This window comes from Pseudomonas sp. LBUM1664, assembly GCF_059695895.1.
In genome coordinates this window covers 1-18957 of the sequence record NZ_CP166791.1, presented here as the reverse complement: position 1 = coordinate 18957, position 18957 = coordinate 1, and the positions used below count along the sequence as shown (strand labels likewise).

The window sequence follows — 18957 nt, the reverse complement described above, 5'->3', positions numbered from 1 at the left end:
GGTCTGCCTGCAAGCACGCTCCCACTTTTAGCGACGCACACTGCTAAACGATGCTGTCCACCACACCGCCATCGACGCGCAGCGCCGCACCGGTAGTGGCCGAGGCTTGCTCCGAGCAGGCATAAATGATCATGTTGGCGACTTCCTCGACGCGCGCCGCGCGCTGGATGATCGAGGTGCTACGGTGCAGATTGACGAAATCTGCCGCCACCTTTTCCAGGCTTTCCCCGGTGCGCTCGACCTCTGGCTGGAGCATCTGGGCAACGCCCTCGGAAAGCGTCGGCCCAGGCAGCACGGAGTTCACCGTAACGCCCGTGCCGGCGAGGCGCTTGGCCAGGCCGCGAGCAATTGAAAGCTGGGCGGTCTTGGTGAAACCGTAGTGGATCATGTCGGCGGGAATGTTCACGCCGGATTCCGACGAGACAAAAACAATCCGCCCCCAACCGCGCTCGACCATGGCCGGCGCGTAGGCCCGGGAAACCCGCACGCCCGACATCACATTGGTTTCGAAGAAGCGCTGCCATTCGCTGTCCGGTGTCTCGAAAAAGTCTTCCAGCTTGAAAATACCCAGGTTGTTGACGACCACATCGAAGCGCGGGTACTTGGCGATCAGCGCCTGGCAACCCGGCGCGTTGCTGAGATCGCCAACAAAGCCATCGGCCCTTGAAGCAAGGTCGCCCAAGCGCTGCAACGCGTCCTCCACGCTGCCCTCGCTGCGACCGTTGACGACCACGTGGGCGCCGGCTTCCAGGAAGCCTTTGACTGTCGCAAAACCGATACCGCTGGTGGACCCGGTGACTAAGACGTGGCGTCCGGTGAAGTCGATGTTCATGGGAGTGACTCCTTGATTAATGGATCAGGGGGACTGTGCGATATCTGGTTGGACGATAGTTCGACGGGTTTAGGGGTTGGTTTTCGAGGGGTTTGAATAGTCAATCACCCAATGTTTTTGATATCGCAGGGGGTTAAGCATGGACGCGATTGGGGGTTTGCGCCTCTTTGTGGGCATTGTTGAGATGGGCAGCCTGAGAGGTGTGGGGCGCGAGCAAGGGGGAGGGGGTTTTCTGTCCACGGTAAATAAATCTGTCCCCTTTTAGCTTTTGTAAATAAATCTGTCCCCTTTTAGCTCTTTGTGTGGTCGACCATATAAATGAAAGCTAACGCCGCAAAGGATGGCTATTGGCGCAAGCTACCCCTCGCAATCCACGGTCGCCATAGGTCTGCCCCCCTTCATGCGATGGTTAAGAGCAGCGGCTGTCAGATGAAATAAAGCAAACCCGACGTAAGGTACCGGGTTTGTTTTATTGGGAGGGGTTTTACCCGCTATCCCGGATCGACGTTATCCAGCACCCGATTCGCCAACAATGAACTCAGTTCGATCAGTTGCTGAATCCCGAGGGCAACGTGGCGGCGGGAGCCTTCCAGTTCGAAGGCCAGGTCATTGACCATCGCGTCGGCTGAGGCCAGGGTTTCGCTGAGGTTGGCCAGGAGGCTTTCGTTGTCGATGTCTTTTACGATGGTGAATATCTGGCCTGGTTGGGGGGTGTCTTCAGGCTTTTTCTTTGGCGACAGGTAGAAATCCAGAGCTCGATTGGCGGCTTCGTCGAGCTTTTTGGTTTTGGTGCGCGGGGGAGCTTGGTCCGCCTCTGGCGGATTCGGGGTAGGCTTGAACATGTGCTAAGTCCTTAGGTGAAGCCGAAACCCTTTAGCTACTAAACAGAAGGGTGGCAGCTGTACGCAGGTTAGTAGACCGGGGACTCAGCAAAGCCGGCGCGCCCGAGGGCGCCCTGCGCACAACCGCCATCAAATACAGGCATGGAATACCTGACTGATTAGGCCATTGCACCTCACTAAGTACCACGGGCTACTAAACCCGACCACTGATGGGCAGTGGCAGGGAAACGATAGAGCCCGGGGGCAAGGCGCACAAGCGGGCGGATTCTGGCGTAGTTGTAGGCAATGGCGCAAGGATGTGTGGGTTGGTGGAAGGGTTGTGGGGGGAGGATAAACAGGGGTTCGTTTTGTGCTGGAATTTGGAGGTTGGGGGGTGTTTTTGTTTGGTGGTGGGGCTGTTGTGAAGCGGGTGATGGGGGTTGTCTGGAAGTGTGGGTCAGGCTGGTTGGGGGCTGCTGCGCAGCCCAGCGGGAGCAAGCTCCCTCGCCACGGGTTCCGTATGGGCCAGGGAGATTGAAGTTGTGGCGAGGAGTTTGGGGTTGCTGCGCAACCCAGCGGGGATAAATCCCCTCGCCACAATTAGGACTCTTGCCACAATTAAGGTCCTTGCCAGAATTGATTCCTTGACCTCAGTACCACCGCGCCTCGCCCGGCGGGCGTTTTTTGAAGCGTTTCATGCTCCACATGTATTGGCTTGGGTAGGCGCGCACGTAACGCTCTACCACTTGGCTCATGGCGGCGCAGGCGGTTTCGGTGTCGGTGCTGTACATCGCCTCGGGGGCGGCTTCGAGGATGACTTTGTAGCCGGAGCCGTCGGGCAGGCGCAGGGCGTGGAGGAATACGCCGACCGCTTTGCCGCCAGCCAGCATGTTGGGTACGAACTTGCTGGTCAGGGCCTGGGTGGCGAAGAAGGGCACGAAGATGCCGGCGGATTCGGCCGGTTCCGGGTCGGCGGGGATGCCCACCTGGCCGCCCTTGCGCACCTCTTTGATGACGCTGAGGATGCCTTCTTTGGTGGACGCGGCGACTTTGTTGCCCAGCTGCACGCGCTGTTTGCGCAGCAATTCATCCACCGCCTTGAGCTTGGGCGGGCGGTAGAAAATGATCGGTTTGCACTGGCTGCAATAGAAGTGGTTGAGCACTTCCCAGTTGCCCAGGTGACTGGTGATGCCCACCACGCCTTTGCCGGAGGCCAGCGCCTCTTTCAACACGTCCAGGCCTTCGACTTCGCGCACCAGGTCGATGGAGCGCTGGGCCGGCCAGATCCAGGCGCAGGCGCTTTCGGTGAGGGATTTGCCGATGTCCTTGAGGCTTTGGCCCACCAGGCGCTCGCGCTCGGCCGGGTCCATCTCGGGAAAACATTTGGCGAGGTTGATCCGCACCACGTCGCGGGAACGATTCGGCAGTTTCCACATGAGCCAGCCAATGGCCGCACCCACCGCTTGCACCGCGCGCCAGGGCAGCAGCGCAAACAACCGCAGAGCGCCGACCAGCAAGGCGCCTTTCAACTTATCCACAGGTCACTCCTGAATTCATGGGCCGTGTTGCGAGCCGGCTATTCTAACCGCCGTTTGCCAACTCGGCGTAGCGGTCGCAGTCCAGGGTGTGGTCCATGACCATCCCCGAGGCCTGCATCAACGCGTAGCAAATGGTCGGCCCGACGAAGGTGAACCCGGCTTTTTTCAAACCCTTGCTCATCGAAACGGCCTGGGGCGTGATGGCCGGCACTTCGGTGCGGTCCTTGAAATGGTTGATGACCGGTTTGTCGCCCACGAACGACCAGAGGAACGCCACCGGATCTTCCAGGGCCAGCCAAGCCTGGGCATTGCGGCGGGCCGCCTTGAGTTTGAGGCGGTTGCGGATGATGCCGGGGTCGAGCATCAGGTCATCGATTTCCGCATCGCTCATCTGCGCCACGCGCTGCACGTCAAAGCCGTACAGCACTTGCCGGTAGCGCTCGCGTTTGCGCAAAACGGTGATCCAGGACAGCCCGGCCTGGAACCCTTCGAGCAAAAGCAACTCGAACAAACCCTGCGCATCGCGCAGCGGCGTGCCCCACTCCTGGTCGTGATAAGCCATGTACAAAGGATCTTCGGAACACCAAAAGCAGCGTGGCATAAGGCTCCAGGGGGCGTGCGCACGAACGAATCGGGTATACTCCCGCTCTTTAAATCGCAGCCCAAGAAACAGGTGAATTTCGTGAGCCAGCCTACGCCAGCCGTGCGTACCTTCCAAGACTTGATCCTCGCCCTCCAGCAATACTGGGCCGAGCAAGGTTGCGTGGTACTTCAGCCCTACGATATGGAAGTAGGCGCCGGCACCTTCCACACCGCCACGTTTTTGCGTGCCATCGGCCCAGAAACCTGGAACGCCGCTTATGTGCAGCCCAGTCGCCGCCCGACTGACGGCCGCTACGGCGAAAACCCGAACCGTCTGCAGCATTACTACCAGTTCCAGGTCGTCCTGAAGCCGAACCCGGAAAACTTCCAGGAGCTGTACCTGGGCTCCCTCAAGCACGTGGGCCTCGACCCGCTGGTGCACGACATTCGTTTCGTCGAAGACAACTGGGAATCGCCGACCCTGGGCGCCTGGGGCCTGGGCTGGGAAGTCTGGCTCAATGGCATGGAAGTCACTCAGTTCACCTACTTCCAGCAGGCGGGCGGCATCGAGTGCTACCCAGTGACCGGCGAAATCACCTACGGCCTGGAACGCCTGGCCATGTACCTGCAAGGCGTGGATTCGGTCTATGACCTGGTGTGGGCCGACGGCCCGTTCGGCAAAGTGACCTATGGCGATGTGTTCCACCAGAACGAAGTGGAGCAGTCGACCTACAACTTCGAACACGCCAACGTCGAGAAGCTGTTCGAACTGTTCGATTTCTATGAAAGCGAAGCCAAGCGCCTGATCGAGCTGGACCAGCCGCTGCCGCTGCCGAGCTATGAAATGGTGTTGAAGGCGTCCCATACCTTCAACCTGCTGGATGCACGCCGGGCGATTTCCGTGACCGCGCGCCAGCAATACATCCTGCGTGTACGCACCCTGGCGCGTTCCGTTGCGCAAGCCTACCTGCTGGCCCGTGCCAAGCTGGGCTTCCCGATGGCGACCCCGGACCTGCGTGATGAAGTGTTGGCTAAGCTGGAGGCTGCACAATGAGTGCTCAAGATTTTCTGGTTGAACTGGGCACCGAAGAACTGCCACCCAAAGCCCTGAATACCCTGGCCGATGCGTTCCTGGCCGGTATCGACAAAGGCCTGCAAGCCGCCGGTCTGAGCTACGAAGCCAAGCAGGTGTACGCCGCGCCGCGCCGCCTGGCCGTGCTGATCACCGCCCTGGCGACCCAGCAGCCGGACCGCAGCATCAACCTCGACGGCCCGCCACGCCAGGCCGCGTTCGATGCCGACGGCAACCCGACCCAGGCCGCCCTGGGCTTCGCCAAGAAGTGCGGCGTGGACCTGAGCGAAATCGACCAGAGCGGGCCGAAGCTGCGCTACAGCCAGAGCATCAAGGGCAAGCCGACCGCGAGCCTGTTGCCGACCATCGTCGAAGACTCCCTGAATGACTTGCCGATTCCCAAGCGCATGCGCTGGGCCGCGCGCAAGGAAGAGTTCGTGCGCCCGACCCAATGGCTGGTGATGTTGCTCGGTGACCAGGTGATCGATTGCACGATCCTGGCCCAGAAGGCCGGTCGCGATTCCCGTGGGCACCGTTTCCATCATCCGCAAAACGTGCGCATCACCGCGCCGGCCAACTACCTGGCCGACCTGCGTGCCGCCTACGTGCTGGCCGACGCCAACGAGCGCCGTGAGCTGATCAGCAAGCGCACCGAAGAGCTGGCTACCTTGCAAGAAGGCACCGCCATCGTGCCTGCGAGCCTGCTGGACGAAGTGACTGCCCTGGTGGAATGGCCGGTGCCGCTGGTGTGCTCGTTCGAGGAACGTTTCCTTGAAGTGCCGCAAGAAGCGCTGATCACCACCATGCAGGACAACCAGAAGTATTTCTGCCTGCTGGACGCCGAAGGCAAGTTGCTGCCGCGCTTCATCACGGTCGCCAACATCGAAAGCAAGGACCCGCAGCAGATCATCGCTGGTAACGAAAAAGTCGTTCGCCCGCGCCTGACCGACGCCGAGTTCTTCTTCAAGCAAGACAAGAAACAGCCCCTGGAAAGCTTCAACGAGCGCCTGAAAAACGTGGTGTTCCAGGAAAAACTCGGCAGCGTCTACGACAAGGCCGAGCGCGTGTCGAAACTGGCCGCGTTCATTGCCCCGCGCATCGGTGGCGACGCCCAGCGCGCGGCCCGTGCCGGTCTCCTGTCCAAGTGCGACCTGTCGACCGAAATGGTCGGTGAGTTCCCGGAGATGCAAGGCGTTGCCGGTTACTACTACGCCCTCAACGACGGCGAGCCGCAAGACGTGGCCCTGGCATTGAACGAGCAGTACATGCCGCGCGGTGCCGGCGCTGAGCTGCCGACCACCCTGACCGGTGCGGCCGTGGCCATCGCCGACAAACTCGACACCCTGGTCGGTATTTTCGGCATCGGCATGCTGCCCACCGGCAGCAAGGACCCTTACGCCCTGCGTCGCGCGGCGCTGGGTGTGCTGCGGATCCTGATCGACAAGCAGTTGGACCTGGACCTGAACGACGCCGTGGCGTTTGCCGTCAACGCCTTCGGCAGCAAGGTCAAGTCTGCCGGCCTGGCCGATGCGGTGCTGGAGTTCATCTTCGACCGCCTGCGTGCGCGTTATGAAGACGAAGGCGTCGACGTCGCGACCTACCTGTCGGTGCGTGCCCTGAAACCGGGTTCGGCCTTGGACTTCGACCAGCGCGTACAAGCGGTGCAGGCCTTCCGCAAATTGCCGGAAGCCGCAGCGTTGGCGGCTGTGAACAAGCGTGTGTCGAACCTGCTGAGCAAGGCCGAAGGCAACATCGCGGCCACCGTCGAAGCCAAATACTTCGACAACGCCAATGAGTTCTCCCTGTATTCGGCGATCCAGCAGGCAGACCAGGCGGTCCAGCCGATGGCGGCGGCGCGTCAGTACAGCGCCACCCTGGCACGCCTGGCGGCACTGCGTGAACCGGTGGATGCGTTTTTCGAAGCGGTGATGGTCAACGCCGAAGACGCCAATGTACGGGCCAACCGTTATGCGTTGCTGGCACGTCTGCGTGGTTTGTTCCTCGGCGTCGCCGATATTTCGCTGCTGGGGTAAACCTTGAAACTGCTGATTCTCGATCGGGACGGAGTGATCAATCACGACTCCGACGCTTACATCAAATCGGTGGAGGAGTGGTTGCCACTCCCCGGTTCGATCGAAGCCATCGCGCAGTTGAGCAAGGCCGGCTGGACGGTGGCGGTTGCCACCAACCAGTCGGGCATTGCCCGCGGTTACTACGACCTCGCCGCACTCGAGGCCATGCATGAGCGCTTGCGCGCATTGGTGGCCGAGCAGGGCGGTGAAGTCGGGTTGATCGTCTACTGCCCCCATGGCCCGGACGAGGGCTGCGATTGCCGCAAGCCCAAGCCTGGCATGTTGAACACCATTGCCGCTCATTACGATGTGGATCCGGCGGGGGTGTGGTTCGTCGGCGACAGCCTCGGTGACCTGGAGGCGGCCAAGGCCGTCGATTGTCAGCCAGTTTTGGTAAAGACCGGGAAAGGCGAAAAGACTCTGGGCAAGACCCTACCGGTGGGCACCTTGATTTTTGACGACCTGGCGGCGATTGCCGCTGAACTTATCCACAATTAGAGCTCCCAATACACCCTGATCAAGGACTGTTCGGGAAGCGCTTAAACAGGCGGGCATTGCCCGCAACGGTAAACGCCGCTATGTCGATATTGCAGGCCATCAGAACCTTCCTCTTTTACCTGCTGTTGGGCACCAGTTCCTTGTTGTGGTGCTCCCTAAGTTTTTTTATCGCGCCTTTCTTGCCGTTCAAGGCGCGCTACCGTTTCATCAACGTGTACTGGTGCCGTTGCGCACTGTGGCTGAGCAAGGTGTTTCTGGGCATCAGCTATGAAGTCAAAGGCGCCGAGAATGTGCCTGACCGGCCCTGCGTGATCCAGTCCAACCACCAGAGCACCTGGGAGACGTTCTTTCTCTCGGCCTATTTCGAGCCGTTGAGCCAGGTGCTCAAGCGTGAATTGCTGTTCGTACCGTTCTTTGGCTGGGCCATGGCAATGCTGCGCCCGATCGCCATTGATCGCGACAATCCCAAGTTGGCGCTAAAACAAGTGGCGAAGAAGGGTGACGAGCTGCTCAAGGACAACACTTGGGTGCTGATCTTCCCCGAGGGCACTCGTGTTCCTTATGGGACGGTTGGCAAATTCTCCCGCAGCGGTAGCGCCTTGGCGGTGAATGCGGACCTGCCGGTACTGCCGATTGCACACAATGCCGGCAAATTCTGGCCCAAGGCTGGCTGGATGAAAACGCCGGGGGTGATCACCGTGGTGATCGGCGCGCCTATGTATGCCCAAGGGAGCGGGCCGCGCGCCATCGCCGAGCTCAACGACCGTGTACAAGCCTGGAATGAACAGACACAACGGGAAATGGGTTCTCTTCCTCCCGCTCCTGCAGCACCCGCCGCCACGGACAAAGTCGCTGTTTGAGATCTGTGGATAAGCTGTGTACCGTTTCTTCTGAAAGCGTTGCTTTTATGTTGTATGTCTATGTTTTTAATACATATTTCATAAACATATAAAACGCCCGAAAAGGTGCATAAGTTTTTTATAGCACCAAAAGAGATCGCAGTTTTCGGCAGCGCAACCATAGAAGGTTGCGATCTTTCTTTTAATCTTCCAGCAGCGGGAATCGCAAGCTGAAGGTTGTGCCTTGGCCTACTGCACTACGGCATTCGATATGCCCCCCATGGCGGTCCACCACGGCCTTGACCATCGACAATCCCAAGCCGATTCCATCCACCCCATGAGCGGACGAGAACCGTCGATACTGGCTGAACAAATCCGGTAGCTCCTCAGCACTGATGCCTTTGCCCTGATCAATCACGTCACAGGTCAACCAACCCTGCGCACAACGAATCTGCAGCGAAATGCAGGTGTCGGGCGCGCTGTACTTGATGGCATTTTCCAGTAAGTTGAACAGCGCACGGGTCAGCAAAGACTGGTCCGCCCTCACCATGGCCTCTTCATCATCCACTTCGTGCGTCAGCTGAATGCGCTTTAGCTGCGTAATGGGGAGGGCCTGGTCAACAACGTCCATCACCAGCATGGCGAACAACGTCGGCTGGAATTGGTACGCCTCGGATTCGGCCTTGGCCAACTGCACGAAGCCATCAGTCAGGTCCAAGGCACGGCGCACCTGACGCTCGATCTGATCGAACACCGGGTTATCACCCCCAGGCTGATACCGCTGCACATCGAGCAGGGCGAGAATCGCCGAGTGGGGGGCACGCAAATCATGGGACAGGAAACGGAGCATGACGCTGCGCTGCTCTTCGGCTTCACGTTCGGCGCTCAGGTCAGTGAGGCTGAGCAACCAGCCAATCGGCACATCGCCGTCTACTGGCAATAGAGGGGCCCGCTCCAGGCGCAAACTGCGCTCCCGAGTGTCGCGAAACTCCAGCAATGGCAATGTGGATAACCGGTGATGAGCCCCACGCTCCAGCCCTGGATAACCCAGCTGCGAGAGATGCTCCAGCACGTCCCCACCCGCCAGGCCATGGCCGAAAAGGTCACGAGCCTTGCGGTTACCGAGCAACAGCTTGCCCCTGGGGTCGCTGATCATTGTCGCCACGGGCAGGTATTCCAGGCCATCGGCAATGAAACGCCGGGTGTCGCGCGTTCGACTCATGGCTTGCTCCAAGGCCATGATCTGGCCTTGCAAGCGGTCGCTGCCGGTGTAGGGGGCGCGGCGACGTTCCGGGAACACCTTCGGCTCCGCATCCAGGCGCGCCAGTTCCCAACCGAAATAAGCCAGCACCACGCTCAAGCGCCGCCAGTTCCAAATCAGGTAGCCAAACAGAATGCCCAATACACTCGCCATCGGCGACCACCACCAGCCCTGCGCCCCCAGTACGGCGCTGACCAAAAGTGCCAGGCTCATTCCACCCACTGTCGTCCATAACACCAGGTGAGGGCGCAGCAGCAGCAACGTCAACACGCCGGCGACCAGGCACACCGACAACAATGCCGCGCCTGTCCCGTTGTGAGTTGACTGGTTGAATGACAACAGCGCAGTCAGCGGTAACAAAAACAGACTTATCCACAACCACTCCCGCATCAATTGTCGGAACAATTGTTGGACCTGGGTCGGCTCACGACTTTCACGGCGACGCTGGTTGCTCATAAGCACCCTGGCTGAACACAAGGACGGGGGATTTTTTTCATGGGTTATGCGTCAAACCGGCAGGCTGAAAGGCCAAGACTATAACGGACTCGATGGGTGGCGCGCTGCTGCCTTTCCCTCTGTGCCGTGAGCCGGTATTGTCGCAGCCAGCGACAGGGGGAAGTGCACAACAGCCTAACGGCACGCCGCGAGCAGCGCCGTTTCGCAGGCTGATCAACATTGCATCACCGCCTGATGATGTCCGTTACTCCCGAGATCAAGGAATCGCGTCCCATGCGTGTCGCCATACTGGATGATGAACCGGCCGAGCTGCGCCGGGTGGAACAGACACTGCAACAAATTCCCGGCAGGGGTGAGCAAGCCTGGACCCTGCACAGTTTTGAACGAGGCGAAGACCTGTTGCGGCAATTGCGTAGGGAAACCTTCGACTTGTTGATCCTCGACTGGCAATTGCCCGATATCAGCGGGTTGTCGCTACTGCGTTGGACCCGTGAGCATATGGACTCGCCACCGGCCGCCATCATGCTCACCAGCCGCGACGGCGAGCACGACATCGTCCAAGCCCTCAACACGGGTGCCGACGATTATGTGAGCAAACCCTTCCGGCCCAACGAACTCAAGGCCCGGGTCACCGCCGTGCTGCGCCGCCACAACCTGCAGCGCGCCCCAGCCACTGACGTGCTGGTGTTCAATGACCTGGAGTTCGACGACGCCGAGCTGACCGTGACCCGCGCCGGTATTCCCATCAGCCTGACCGAACGGGAATACCGCCTGGCCCGCTGCCTGTTCGCCAACCTGGGCCGCCCCCTGTCCCGGGAGTATTTCTACGAACGCTTCTGGAGCCACGAGGAAATGACCTCGTCGCGCCCGCTCGACACCCATATCTATCGCTTGCGCAACAAGCTCGGATTGACGGCGGATCGGGGTTGGCAGTTGCTGACGATTTACGGGTATGGGTATCGGCTGGAGAGTGTGGCGGCGGGGAGTGAGGCGTCGGTGGCGAGTTAGAAAAACCGGTCAGTATTGGCTGCATCCGTGGTGAGGGAGCAAGCTCCCTCACCACAATGGATATCACCCGATCGTCTGTACCAGGTTTCCTGTTTTTGCGATCCGACGGCGCTGTATCAGCAATCCGCAAGCCACGACCAGGATGCTAAGCAGACCAGTCGCGAGGATCTCCACACGATGAGCCTCCTGGAACAGCATGATGGTCAGGGCTACGACGATGAATACGATCACCGCGTAAGTCAGGCCAGGGAACAGCCACATGCTAAAGGCGACGTTTTCACCGCGAGCCATGCGCTGTTTGCGCATACGCAGTTGCGAAACCGCGATCACCAGGTACACCAGCAACGCGATGGCGCCAGAGCTGGCCAGCAGGAAATCGAACACAGCGGCTGGCGCCACGTAGTTGGCGAACACGGCCAGGAAGGCTGCTGCGGTCGACAGCACCACGGCCCAGTAGGGCGTGCCGCTCTTGTTGGTGCGCTGGGAAATGGCCGGCGCATCACCGCGTTTGCCCAGCGAGAACATCATGCGCGAAGCCGTGTAAAGCGCCGAATTCAGGCAACTGGTGACCGCAACCAGAACCACGATATCGACGATCAGCTTGGCGTTCGGGATACCCATGCGCTCCAGCACGGTCTGGTAGGAACCCACGCTGGCAAGAAGCGGATCGTTCCATGGCACCAGGGCGACGACCATGAAGATGGAGACGAGGTAGAACAAGCCAATCCGCCAGATGACCGAGTTGGTGGCCTTGGAAATCTGTTGCCTAGGGTTCTTCGATTCCGCGGCCGCGATCGTCACGATCTCGGTGCCCATGAATGAAAACATGGTGGTCAAGATCGCTCCCAATACCGCGCCCATGCCGTTTGGCAGGAAGCCCTGGGTGTCAAACAAGTGGGAAACACCGCTGACCTGGCTGCCGGGCAGAAAACCGAGGATCGCCAACGTGCCAAGGCCAATGAAACCGATGATTGCCACAACCTTGACCAGGGCGAACCAGAATTCGAACTCGCCGTAATTCTTCACGCTGAACAGGTTGGTCACTGTCAGCAGCAAGGTGATGACCAAAGTGAAGGCCCAGATCGCCACATTCGGGAACCAGGCATGCAGGATGGTCGCGGCGGCGTTGGCCTCCAGAGGAATAACCAGCACCCAGAACCACCAGTAAAGCCAGCCAATGGTAAAACCGGCCCAGTGACCAATCGCACGATCAGCATAGGTCGAGAAGGAGCCGGTGTCCGGCGAAGCCACGGCCATTTCACCCAGCATCCGCATCACCAACACCACCAGCGCACCCGCCGCAGCATAAGCCAACAGCACAGCTGGACCGGCCGCTGCGATAGCGTGGCCAGAGCCGACGAAAAGACCGGCGCCGATAACGCCGGCGATGGACAGCATCGTCACATGACGGGGCTTAAGCCCTTGCTCCAGATTGTTGGAAGTTTGCGTACTACTCATTGGGACTACCCTTGGTCTTGGATTTATTCGTACCGCCTCGTTTCACCGTTTTTGTAAATTTAAAAAAACGATGTGTTGTTTATTTAACACGCAAATTTTGCGCCAGAAAACCTCTGCCCCCGTTGTTCGGGGCTCTTAGGCGATACCCAACCTATTGAGAATGAACGCTTTGTTCCAAAGTGTTACTGAGCTACCCGGTTATTGAGCTAGAGGCTGGCGTCGTAGTATTTATTTTTCAGGTGTAAAAAAAGGCCAACGCTTGAGCGTTGGCCTTTTTTTGGAGCACGGCGCTGCTGAGGATCAGAAATCCAGGTTAGACACCGCCAACGCATTGCTCTCGATGAAGTCACGACGAGGCTCGACCGCATCACCCATCAGGGTGTTGAAGATCTGGTCCGCGCCAATGGCGTCTTCGATGGTGACTTTCAGCATCCGGCGCGAGCTTGGGTCCATGGTGGTTTCCCACAGCTGATCCGGGTTCATTTCGCCCAGACCTTTGTATCGCTGGATGGTGTGGCGCTTGGTGCTTTCGGCCATCAGCCATTCAAGGGCTTCCTTGAACTCGGTGACGGCTTTCTTGCGCTCGCCGCGCTGGATGTAGGCGCCTTCGTCCAGCAGCGTGCTCAGTTGCGCGCCAAGGGAGACGACGGTCTTGTAGTCGTTGCTGCCGAAGAAGTCGCGGTTGAAGGTGACGTAGTTCGACAGGCCGTGGGAGATCAGTTCGACCTCCGGCAGCCAGACGTTACGTTCACGGTCTTCGCGCAGGCTGGCTTTGTATACCAGGCCAGACTTTTCAACAGTGCGCAGACGAACTTCAAACTGGGCCAACCAATCCTGCATCGCCGCGTGATCGGATAGCTGCTCCAGGCTGACAGCCGGCAGGTAGATGAAGTGCTCAGTCAGCTCCTGTGGATACAGGCGCGACAGACGCTTGAGGGTCTTCATCACCAGGCGGAAGTCGTTGACCAGACGCTCAAGGGCTTCACCGGAAATACCCGGGGCATCCTCGTTCAGGTGCAGGCTCGCGTCTTCCAGGGCCGACTGCGTCATGTACTCTTCCATGGCGTCGTCGTCTTTGATGTATTGCTCTTGCTTGCCTTTCTTGACCTTGTACAGCGGTGGCTGAGCGATGTAGATGTAGCCGCGCTCGATCAGCTCCGGCAACTGACGGAAGAAGAACGTCAGCAGCAGGGTACGGATGTGTGAACCGTCGACGTCAGCATCGGTCATGATGATGATGTTGTGATAACGCAGCTTGTCGATGTTGTACTCATCGCGGCCGATGCCACAACCCAGCGCGGTGATCAGCGTACCGACCTCCTGGGAAGAGATCATCTTGTCGAAGCGCGCCTTCTCGACGTTCAGGATCTTGCCCTTGAGCGGCAGGATGGCCTGGGTCCGGCGGTTGCGTCCCTGCTTGGCGGAACCGCCAGCAGAGTCACCTTCCACGAGGTACAGCTCGGACAGGGCAGGGTCCTTTTCCTGACAGTCGGCCAGTTTGCCCGGCAAGCCAGCGATGTCCAGCGCGCCTTTGCGGCGGGTCATTTCGCGAGCCTTGCGCGCCGCTTCACGGGCACGGGCGGCGTCGATCATCTTGCCGACCACCAGCTTGGCTTCGTTCGGGTTTTCCAACAGGAAGTCGGAGAAGTACTTGCCCATTTCCTGTTCGACCGCGGTCTTCACTTCGGAAGAGACCAACTTGTCTTTGGTCTGGGAGCTGAACTTCGGATCCGGCACTTTCACCGAAATGATCGCCGTCAGGCCTTCGCGGGCATCGTCACCGGTAGTGGCGACTTTATGCTTCTTCGCCAGGCCTTCCTGTTCGATGTAGTTGTTCAGGTTACGGGTCAGCGCCGAACGGAAACCCACCAGGTGAGTACCACCATCGCGCTGCGGAATGTTGTTGGTGAAACACAACAGGTTCTCGTTGAAGCTGTCGTTCCACTGCAGGGCGATTTCCACGCCGATGCCGTCTTCACGCTGGACGTTGAAGTGGAACACCTGGTTAACCGGAGTCTTGTTGGTGTTCAGGTATTCAACGAACGCACGCAGGCCGCCTTCGTACTTGAACAGCTCTTCCTTGCCGCTGCGCTCGTCCTTGAGAACGATGCCGACACCGGAGTTGAGGAAGGACAGCTCACGAATCCGCTTGGCCAGGATATCCCAGCTGAAGTGGATGTTCTTGAAGGTGTTGCTGGAAGCCTTGAAGTGGATCTGGGTACCGGTGCTTTCGCTGTCGCCGACGATAGCCATCGGTGCCTGAGGCACGCCGTGGATGTAGGTCTGTTCCCAGATCTTGCCACTGCGGCGCACCGTGAGAACAAGCTGTTCGGACAAAGCGTTCACGACCGACACACCTACACCGTGCAGACCGCCAGATACCTTATAGGAGTTGTCGTCGAACTTACCGCCAGCGTGGAGGACGGTCATGATGACCTCGGCGGCGGAAACGCCTTCCTCTTTGTGTACGTCTACCGGGATGCCACGGCCGTTGTCGCGAACGGTGATGGACTCATCCGGGTGGATGATGATGCTGATGTCGTCGCAATGGCCGGCGAGGGCTTCGTCGATCGAGTTGTCGACCACTTCGAACACCATGTGGTGCAGACCGCTGCCATCGTCGGTGTCACCAATGTACATACCGGGACGTTTGCGTACGGCATCCAGGCCTTTCAGCACTTTAATGCTCGTTGAGTCGTACGTATTTTCTTCGCTCAATGCCTTCACTCCCGATGGTCGTGGGTCTGGGTGATACGGCCCTGTTCCACGTGGAACAGAGCGACTGGCGTTTCCGTCTGCCAGCCTTCCCTCAATAATTCGTGATCTACACAGGTGATAAAAACCTGGCAGCGTAAGTCTTCCAACAAGCGGCAAAGCGCGCGACGGTGAGCCTCGTCCAGTTCGGACGGCAGGTCATCCACCAGATAAATACACTGACCGCGGCGAGCCTGGCTAACCAGATGCCCTTGGGCAATACGCAAGGCACATACCACCAACTTCTGCTGCCCCCGGGACAAGATGTCCGCGGCGTTATGTGCGCCCAATCTAAGACGCAAGTCAGCGCGTTGTGGTCCAGCCTGGGTATGGCCCATCTGCTGGTCTCGCTGCAGCGAGCCAGCCAGTACGGTGCTCAGTTCCCGGTCCTTGTCCCAGCCTCGGTAATAGCTGAGCGTCAGGCCCTCGAGCTCAACCAGTTCGCTCAAGGTCTGCTCGAAGACCGGTTTCAAGGCTTTGATGTAAGCGCGGCGGTATTCATCGATTTCAGCGCTGGCCTGGCACAGTTCCCTGTCCCAAACCGCTTGCGAAACGGCGTCAAGTGTACCATGTCGCAGCCAAGAGTTTCGCTGGCGCAGCGCCTTCTGCAAGCGCTGCCAAGTCGCCATGAAACGCGGTTCCACGTGGAACACACCCCAATCGAGAAATTGGCGACGAATCTTCGGAGCGCCCTCCAGCAGACGGAAGCTGTCCGGGTTGATCAACTGCAACGGCAGGATCTCCGCCAGCTGCGCGGCGCTGCGGGCGTTCTGCCCGTCGATGCGAATCTGGAACTCGCCTTGCCGGTCCCGTGAAATCCCCAAGGCGCTGTGCCCGCCTTCCGCCAGTTCCACCTGCCCGAACACCGTGCAAGCCAGTTGATCGTACTGGATGACCGGCAACAGGCGGCTACTGCGAAACGAACGGGCAAGCCCCAGCAGGTGGATGGCTTCCAGAACACTGGTTTTGCCGCTGCCGTTGGCGCCGTAAAGGATATTGATTCGGGGGGAAGGGGAGAAGGTCACCGGGTGCAGATTGCGCACCGCGGTGACCGAGACGCGACTTAAGGACATCTAGCTTCTGCTGGGCATGATTACAGACGCATCGGCATGACAACGTAGGCCGAATCGTCGTTATCGGACTCCTGCACCAGCGCACTGCTGTTGGAGTCAGACAGGATCAGACGTACTTGCTCAGTGGTCATCACGCCCAACACGTCGAGCAGATAGCTGACGTTGAAGCCGATTTCCAGGGAGCCGCCGTTGTATTCAACGCCCACTTCTTCTTCCGCTTCTTCCTGCTCCGGGTTATTCGCCTGGATTTTCAGCTGACCGTTGGCCAGTTGCAGACGAATGCCGCGGTACTTCTCGTTGGAAAGAATCGCGGTACGGCTGAAGGCTTCGCGCAGCGCCTGGCGGTCGCCCAATACCAGCTTGTCGCCACCTTTGGGCAGCACACGCTCGTAGTCAGGGAATTTGCCGTCGACCAGCTTCGAAGTGAAGGTGAACTCGCCGGTGGTGGCGCGGATGTGGTGCTGACCCAACACGATGCTGACGTTGCCGTCCGGCTCGGTCAGCAGACGCGCCAGTTCCAGGATACCTTTGCGCGGCACGATCACCTGATGGCGATCCGGCTGACCGATATCGGCCTGCATCGAGCACATGGCCAGACGGTGACCGTCGGTTGCGACAGCGCGGATGATACCGGCGGACACTTCCAGGAGCATGCCGTTGAGGTAATAGCGCACGTCCTGCTGGGCCATGGCGAAGCTGGTGCGTTCGATCAGGCGACGCAATTTGCTTTGCTCGAGGCTGCAGGTCAGCGAGCCCGGACCTTCTTCCACGGTCGGGAAATCGTTGGCCGGCAGGGTCGACAAGGTGAAACGGCTGCGACCGGCCTTGACCACGAGCTTCTGCTCATCGAGCTTGATGTCGATCAGCGCATCGTTGGGCAGGCTTTTGCAGATATCCATCAGCTTGCGCGCCGGCACGGTGATGGACCCCGGATCGGCAGGCTCTTCAAGCTGCACACGACCGACCAGCTCGACTTCCAGGTCGGTACCGGTCAGCGACAACTGCTGGCCTTCGACAACCAGCAGCACGTTGGAAAGTACCGGCAAGGTCTGGCGGCGTTCGACGACGCCTGCGACCAGTTGCAGGGGTTTCAACAGGGCTTCGCGTTGAATGGTGAAATGCATGGTCTAGTCCCTTGCCTTAATAAGCTGCGCTGGTGGTCATCAAGTGGTCAGTGTACGCAGCAGGTTCTTGTAGTCCTCGCGGATGTCCGCGTCGGATTCCTTAAGTTCGTTGATCTTGCGGCAGGCGTGCAACACCGTGGTGTGGTCGCGCCCGCCGAACACATCGCCGATTTCCGGCAGGCTGTGGTTGGTCAGTTCCTTGGACAAGGCCATGGCCACCTGGCGCGGGCGAGCCACCGAACGCGAACGGCGCTTGGACAGAAGATCGGAAATCTTGATTTTGTAGTATTCAGCAACAGTACGCTGAATGTTATCCACAGAAACCAGCTTGTCCTGGAGCGCCAACAGGTCCTTCAACGATTCGCGAATCAGTTCGATGGTGATGTCGCGGCCCATGAAGTGCGAATGAGCGATCACGCGCTTGAGGGCACCTTCAAGCTCACGCACGTTCGAGCGGATACGCTGGGCAATGAAGAACGCCGCGTCGTGAGGCAACTCGACCTTGGCCTGATCGGCCTTCTTCATCAGGATCGCGACCCGGGTTTCCAACTCTGGCGGCTCGACGGCGACCGTCAGACCCCAGCCGAAACGCGACTTGAGGCGCTCTTCAAGGCCTTCGATTTCTTTCGGGTAACGGTCACTGGTGAGAATGACCTGCTGCCCGCCTTCAAGCAATGCGTTGAAGGTGTGGAAAAACTCTTCCTGGGAACGTTCCTTACGGGCGAAGAACTGAATGTCGTCGATCAGCAAGGCATCCACCGAGCGGTAGAAACGCTTGAACTCATTGATCGCGTTCAGTTGCAACGCCTTGACCATGTCAGCCACGAAACGCTCGGAATGCAGGTATACGACCTTGGCATTCGGGTTCTTCTTTAATAGGTGGTTACCCACTGCGTGCATCAAGTGGGTTTTACCCAGGCCTACGCCGCCATAAAGGAAGAGCGGGTTATAGCCATGCTTGGGGTTGTCCGCGACCTGCCAGGCGGCCGCTCGGGCCAGTTGGTTGGACTTACCTTCGACGAAATTCTCGAAGGTAAAGGTGCGGTTCAGATAACTGGTGTGCTTGAGCGCACCTTCAACCTGGACGGTGCGCTGCTCGGCACGCACCGGGGCCTGCTGGGAGCTGGCACCGGCCATTGGGTCGAAGCTGTCCCGGGAAGGCTCTTCGCTGACCTCGGCCACTTTTTGTGCGCTGCGTTTGCTTGGGGTAGGTGCAGGTGCAGATGCCGCCGGGGCCGCATGATTAACCGGCGCCGTAGCGGCCTGGGCCCGGGAGGCCGCCGCCGCCAACGGTGCGTTTGAGGCTGCGCGCGGTGCCGAGCTGCGTTTGCTGCCTATTAATAAGGACAACGCAGGCGCCATGCCATTGCCATGCTCGTCGAGCAGTTCAAGGACTCGGCCCAGGTACTTTTCGTTGACCCAGTCGAGAACGAAACGGTTCGGTGCGTAGACGCGCAACTCGTCGCCTTCGGCTTCGACCTGTAGTGGACGGATCCAAGTGTTGAATTGTTGGGCAGGCAGCTCATCGCGCAAAAGCTCCACGCACTGCTGCCAAAGTTCCACTGACAC

15 protein-coding genes are annotated in these 18957 nt (G+C 59.3%); 5 read left to right on the top strand and 10 right to left on the bottom strand.

Translation table 11 applies throughout. From position 1 onward, the window contains the following. Positions 1 to 43: 43 nt before the first annotated feature. The 4 genes from ACA047_RS00075 to tag all read right to left on the bottom strand — a co-directional run bounded on the left by ACA047_RS00075 (position 44) and on the right by tag (position 3792). Entirely contained in the window at positions 44 to 832 is a 789-nt protein-coding gene (locus ACA047_RS00075; RefSeq protein WP_497355552.1) for an SDR family NAD(P)-dependent oxidoreductase, read from the bottom strand. 491 nt (positions 833 to 1323) lie between these two features. After that, the gene (locus ACA047_RS00070) at positions 1324 to 1674 is read right to left on the bottom strand and encodes a DUF6124 family protein (RefSeq protein WP_497355550.1); all 351 of its coding nucleotides are present in this window, start codon (positions 1672 to 1674) and stop codon (positions 1324 to 1326) included. A 629-nt stretch (positions 1675 to 2303) separates the two neighbouring features. Beyond that, positions 2304 to 3191, bottom strand: coding sequence for a lysophospholipid acyltransferase (locus tag ACA047_RS00065; protein ID WP_497355548.1), 888 nt, complete (start codon positions 3189 to 3191; stop codon positions 2304 to 2306). A 43-nt stretch (positions 3192 to 3234) separates the two neighbouring features. Beyond that, entirely contained in the window at positions 3235 to 3792 is a 558-nt protein-coding gene (tag, locus tag ACA047_RS00060; RefSeq protein WP_497355546.1) for a DNA-3-methyladenine glycosylase I, read from the bottom strand. A gap of 81 nt (positions 3793 to 3873) precedes the next feature. Here tag and glyQ point away from each other — a divergent pair, with 81 nt between their 5' ends. From glyQ to ACA047_RS00040, 4 genes are all read left to right on the top strand, one after another. Beyond that, on the top strand, positions 3874 to 4827 hold the full coding sequence (glyQ, locus tag ACA047_RS00055; RefSeq protein WP_003177094.1) for a glycine--tRNA ligase subunit alpha: 954 nt from the start codon (positions 3874 to 3876) through the stop codon (positions 4825 to 4827). Further along, entirely contained in the window at positions 4824 to 6878 is a 2055-nt protein-coding gene (gene glyS / locus ACA047_RS00050; RefSeq protein WP_497355543.1) for a glycine--tRNA ligase subunit beta, read from the top strand. The genes glyQ and glyS overlap by 4 nt, the downstream gene beginning before the upstream one ends. A gap of 3 nt (positions 6879 to 6881) precedes the next feature. Beyond that, positions 6882 to 7415: a D-glycero-beta-D-manno-heptose 1,7-bisphosphate 7-phosphatase gene (gene gmhB, locus ACA047_RS00045; protein ID WP_497355541.1), complete on the top strand. Its 534-nt coding sequence runs from the start codon at positions 6882 to 6884 to the stop codon at positions 7413 to 7415. 80 nt (positions 7416 to 7495) lie between these two features. After that, the gene (locus tag ACA047_RS00040; RefSeq protein WP_497355539.1) at positions 7496 to 8275 is read left to right on the top strand and encodes a lysophospholipid acyltransferase family protein; all 780 of its coding nucleotides are present in this window, start codon (positions 7496 to 7498) and stop codon (positions 8273 to 8275) included. 181 nt (positions 8276 to 8456) lie between these two features. On the opposite strand, the gene ACA047_RS00035 is transcribed toward ACA047_RS00040, so the two are convergent. Continuing rightward, a complete protein-coding gene (locus tag ACA047_RS00035; RefSeq protein ID WP_497355537.1) occupies positions 8457 to 9971 on the bottom strand; it encodes a sensor histidine kinase in 1515 nt (504 codons plus the stop codon). Positions 9972 to 10244: 273 nt separating this feature from the next. Here ACA047_RS00035 and ACA047_RS00030 point away from each other — a divergent pair, with 273 nt between their 5' ends. Further along, positions 10245 to 10979: a response regulator transcription factor gene (locus ACA047_RS00030; protein WP_497355535.1), complete on the top strand. Its 735-nt coding sequence runs from the start codon at positions 10245 to 10247 to the stop codon at positions 10977 to 10979. 63 nt (positions 10980 to 11042) lie between these two features. Here the strand turns inward: ACA047_RS00030 and gabP are convergent, their stop codons facing one another. From gabP to dnaA, 5 genes are all read right to left on the bottom strand, one after another. Then, positions 11043 to 12437 (bottom strand): GABA permease, encoded by a 1395-nt coding sequence (gene gabP, locus ACA047_RS00025; protein ID WP_497355533.1) that lies wholly within the window; start codon positions 12435 to 12437, stop codon positions 11043 to 11045. 300 nt (positions 12438 to 12737) lie between these two features. Continuing rightward, the gene (gene gyrB, locus ACA047_RS00020; protein ID WP_497355531.1) at positions 12738 to 15155 is read right to left on the bottom strand and encodes a DNA topoisomerase (ATP-hydrolyzing) subunit B; all 2418 of its coding nucleotides are present in this window, start codon (positions 15153 to 15155) and stop codon (positions 12738 to 12740) included. Positions 15156 to 15160: 5 nt separating this feature from the next. Continuing rightward, entirely contained in the window at positions 15161 to 16264 is a 1104-nt protein-coding gene (recF, locus tag ACA047_RS00015) for a DNA replication/repair protein RecF (protein WP_497355529.1), read from the bottom strand. A 20-nt stretch (positions 16265 to 16284) separates the two neighbouring features. Beyond that, complete coding sequence (gene dnaN, locus ACA047_RS00010) at positions 16285 to 17388, bottom strand: DNA polymerase III subunit beta (RefSeq protein ID WP_497355527.1); 1104 nt, start codon at positions 17386 to 17388, stop codon at positions 16285 to 16287. A 39-nt stretch (positions 17389 to 17427) separates the two neighbouring features. Further along, positions 17428 to 18957, bottom strand: a complete 1530-nt coding sequence (gene dnaA, locus ACA047_RS00005) for a chromosomal replication initiator protein DnaA (RefSeq protein WP_497355525.1) — start codon at positions 18955 to 18957, stop codon at positions 17428 to 17430.

Excerpts from the sequence above, each read along its gene's own strand:
- recF (WP_497355529.1), bottom strand. The coding sequence starts at position 16,264 with ATGTCCTTAAGTCGCGTCTCGGTCACCGCGGTGCGCAATCTGCACCCG.
- ACA047_RS00040 (WP_497355539.1), top strand. The coding sequence starts at position 7,496 with ATGTCGATATTGCAGGCCATCAGAACCTTCCTCTTTTACCTGCTGTTG.
- ACA047_RS00075 (WP_497355552.1), bottom strand. The coding sequence starts at position 832 with ATGAACATCGACTTCACCGGACGCCACGTCTTAGTCACCGGGTCCACC.
- ACA047_RS00035 (WP_497355537.1), bottom strand. The coding sequence starts at position 9,971 with ATGAGCAACCAGCGTCGCCGTGAAAGTCGTGAGCCGACCCAGGTCCAA.
- ACA047_RS00070 (WP_497355550.1), bottom strand. The coding sequence starts at position 1,674 with ATGTTCAAGCCTACCCCGAATCCGCCAGAGGCGGACCAAGCTCCCCCG.
- gabP (WP_497355533.1), bottom strand. The coding sequence starts at position 12,437 with ATGAGTAGTACGCAAACTTCCAACAATCTGGAGCAAGGGCTTAAGCCC.
- tag (WP_497355546.1), bottom strand. The coding sequence starts at position 3,792 with ATGCCACGCTGCTTTTGGTGTTCCGAAGATCCTTTGTACATGGCTTAT.
- ACA047_RS00030 (WP_497355535.1), top strand. The coding sequence starts at position 10,245 with ATGCGTGTCGCCATACTGGATGATGAACCGGCCGAGCTGCGCCGGGTG.
- glyS (WP_497355543.1), top strand. The coding sequence starts at position 4,824 with ATGAGTGCTCAAGATTTTCTGGTTGAACTGGGCACCGAAGAACTGCCA.
- dnaN (WP_497355527.1), bottom strand. The coding sequence starts at position 17,388 with ATGCATTTCACCATTCAACGCGAAGCCCTGTTGAAACCCCTGCAACTG.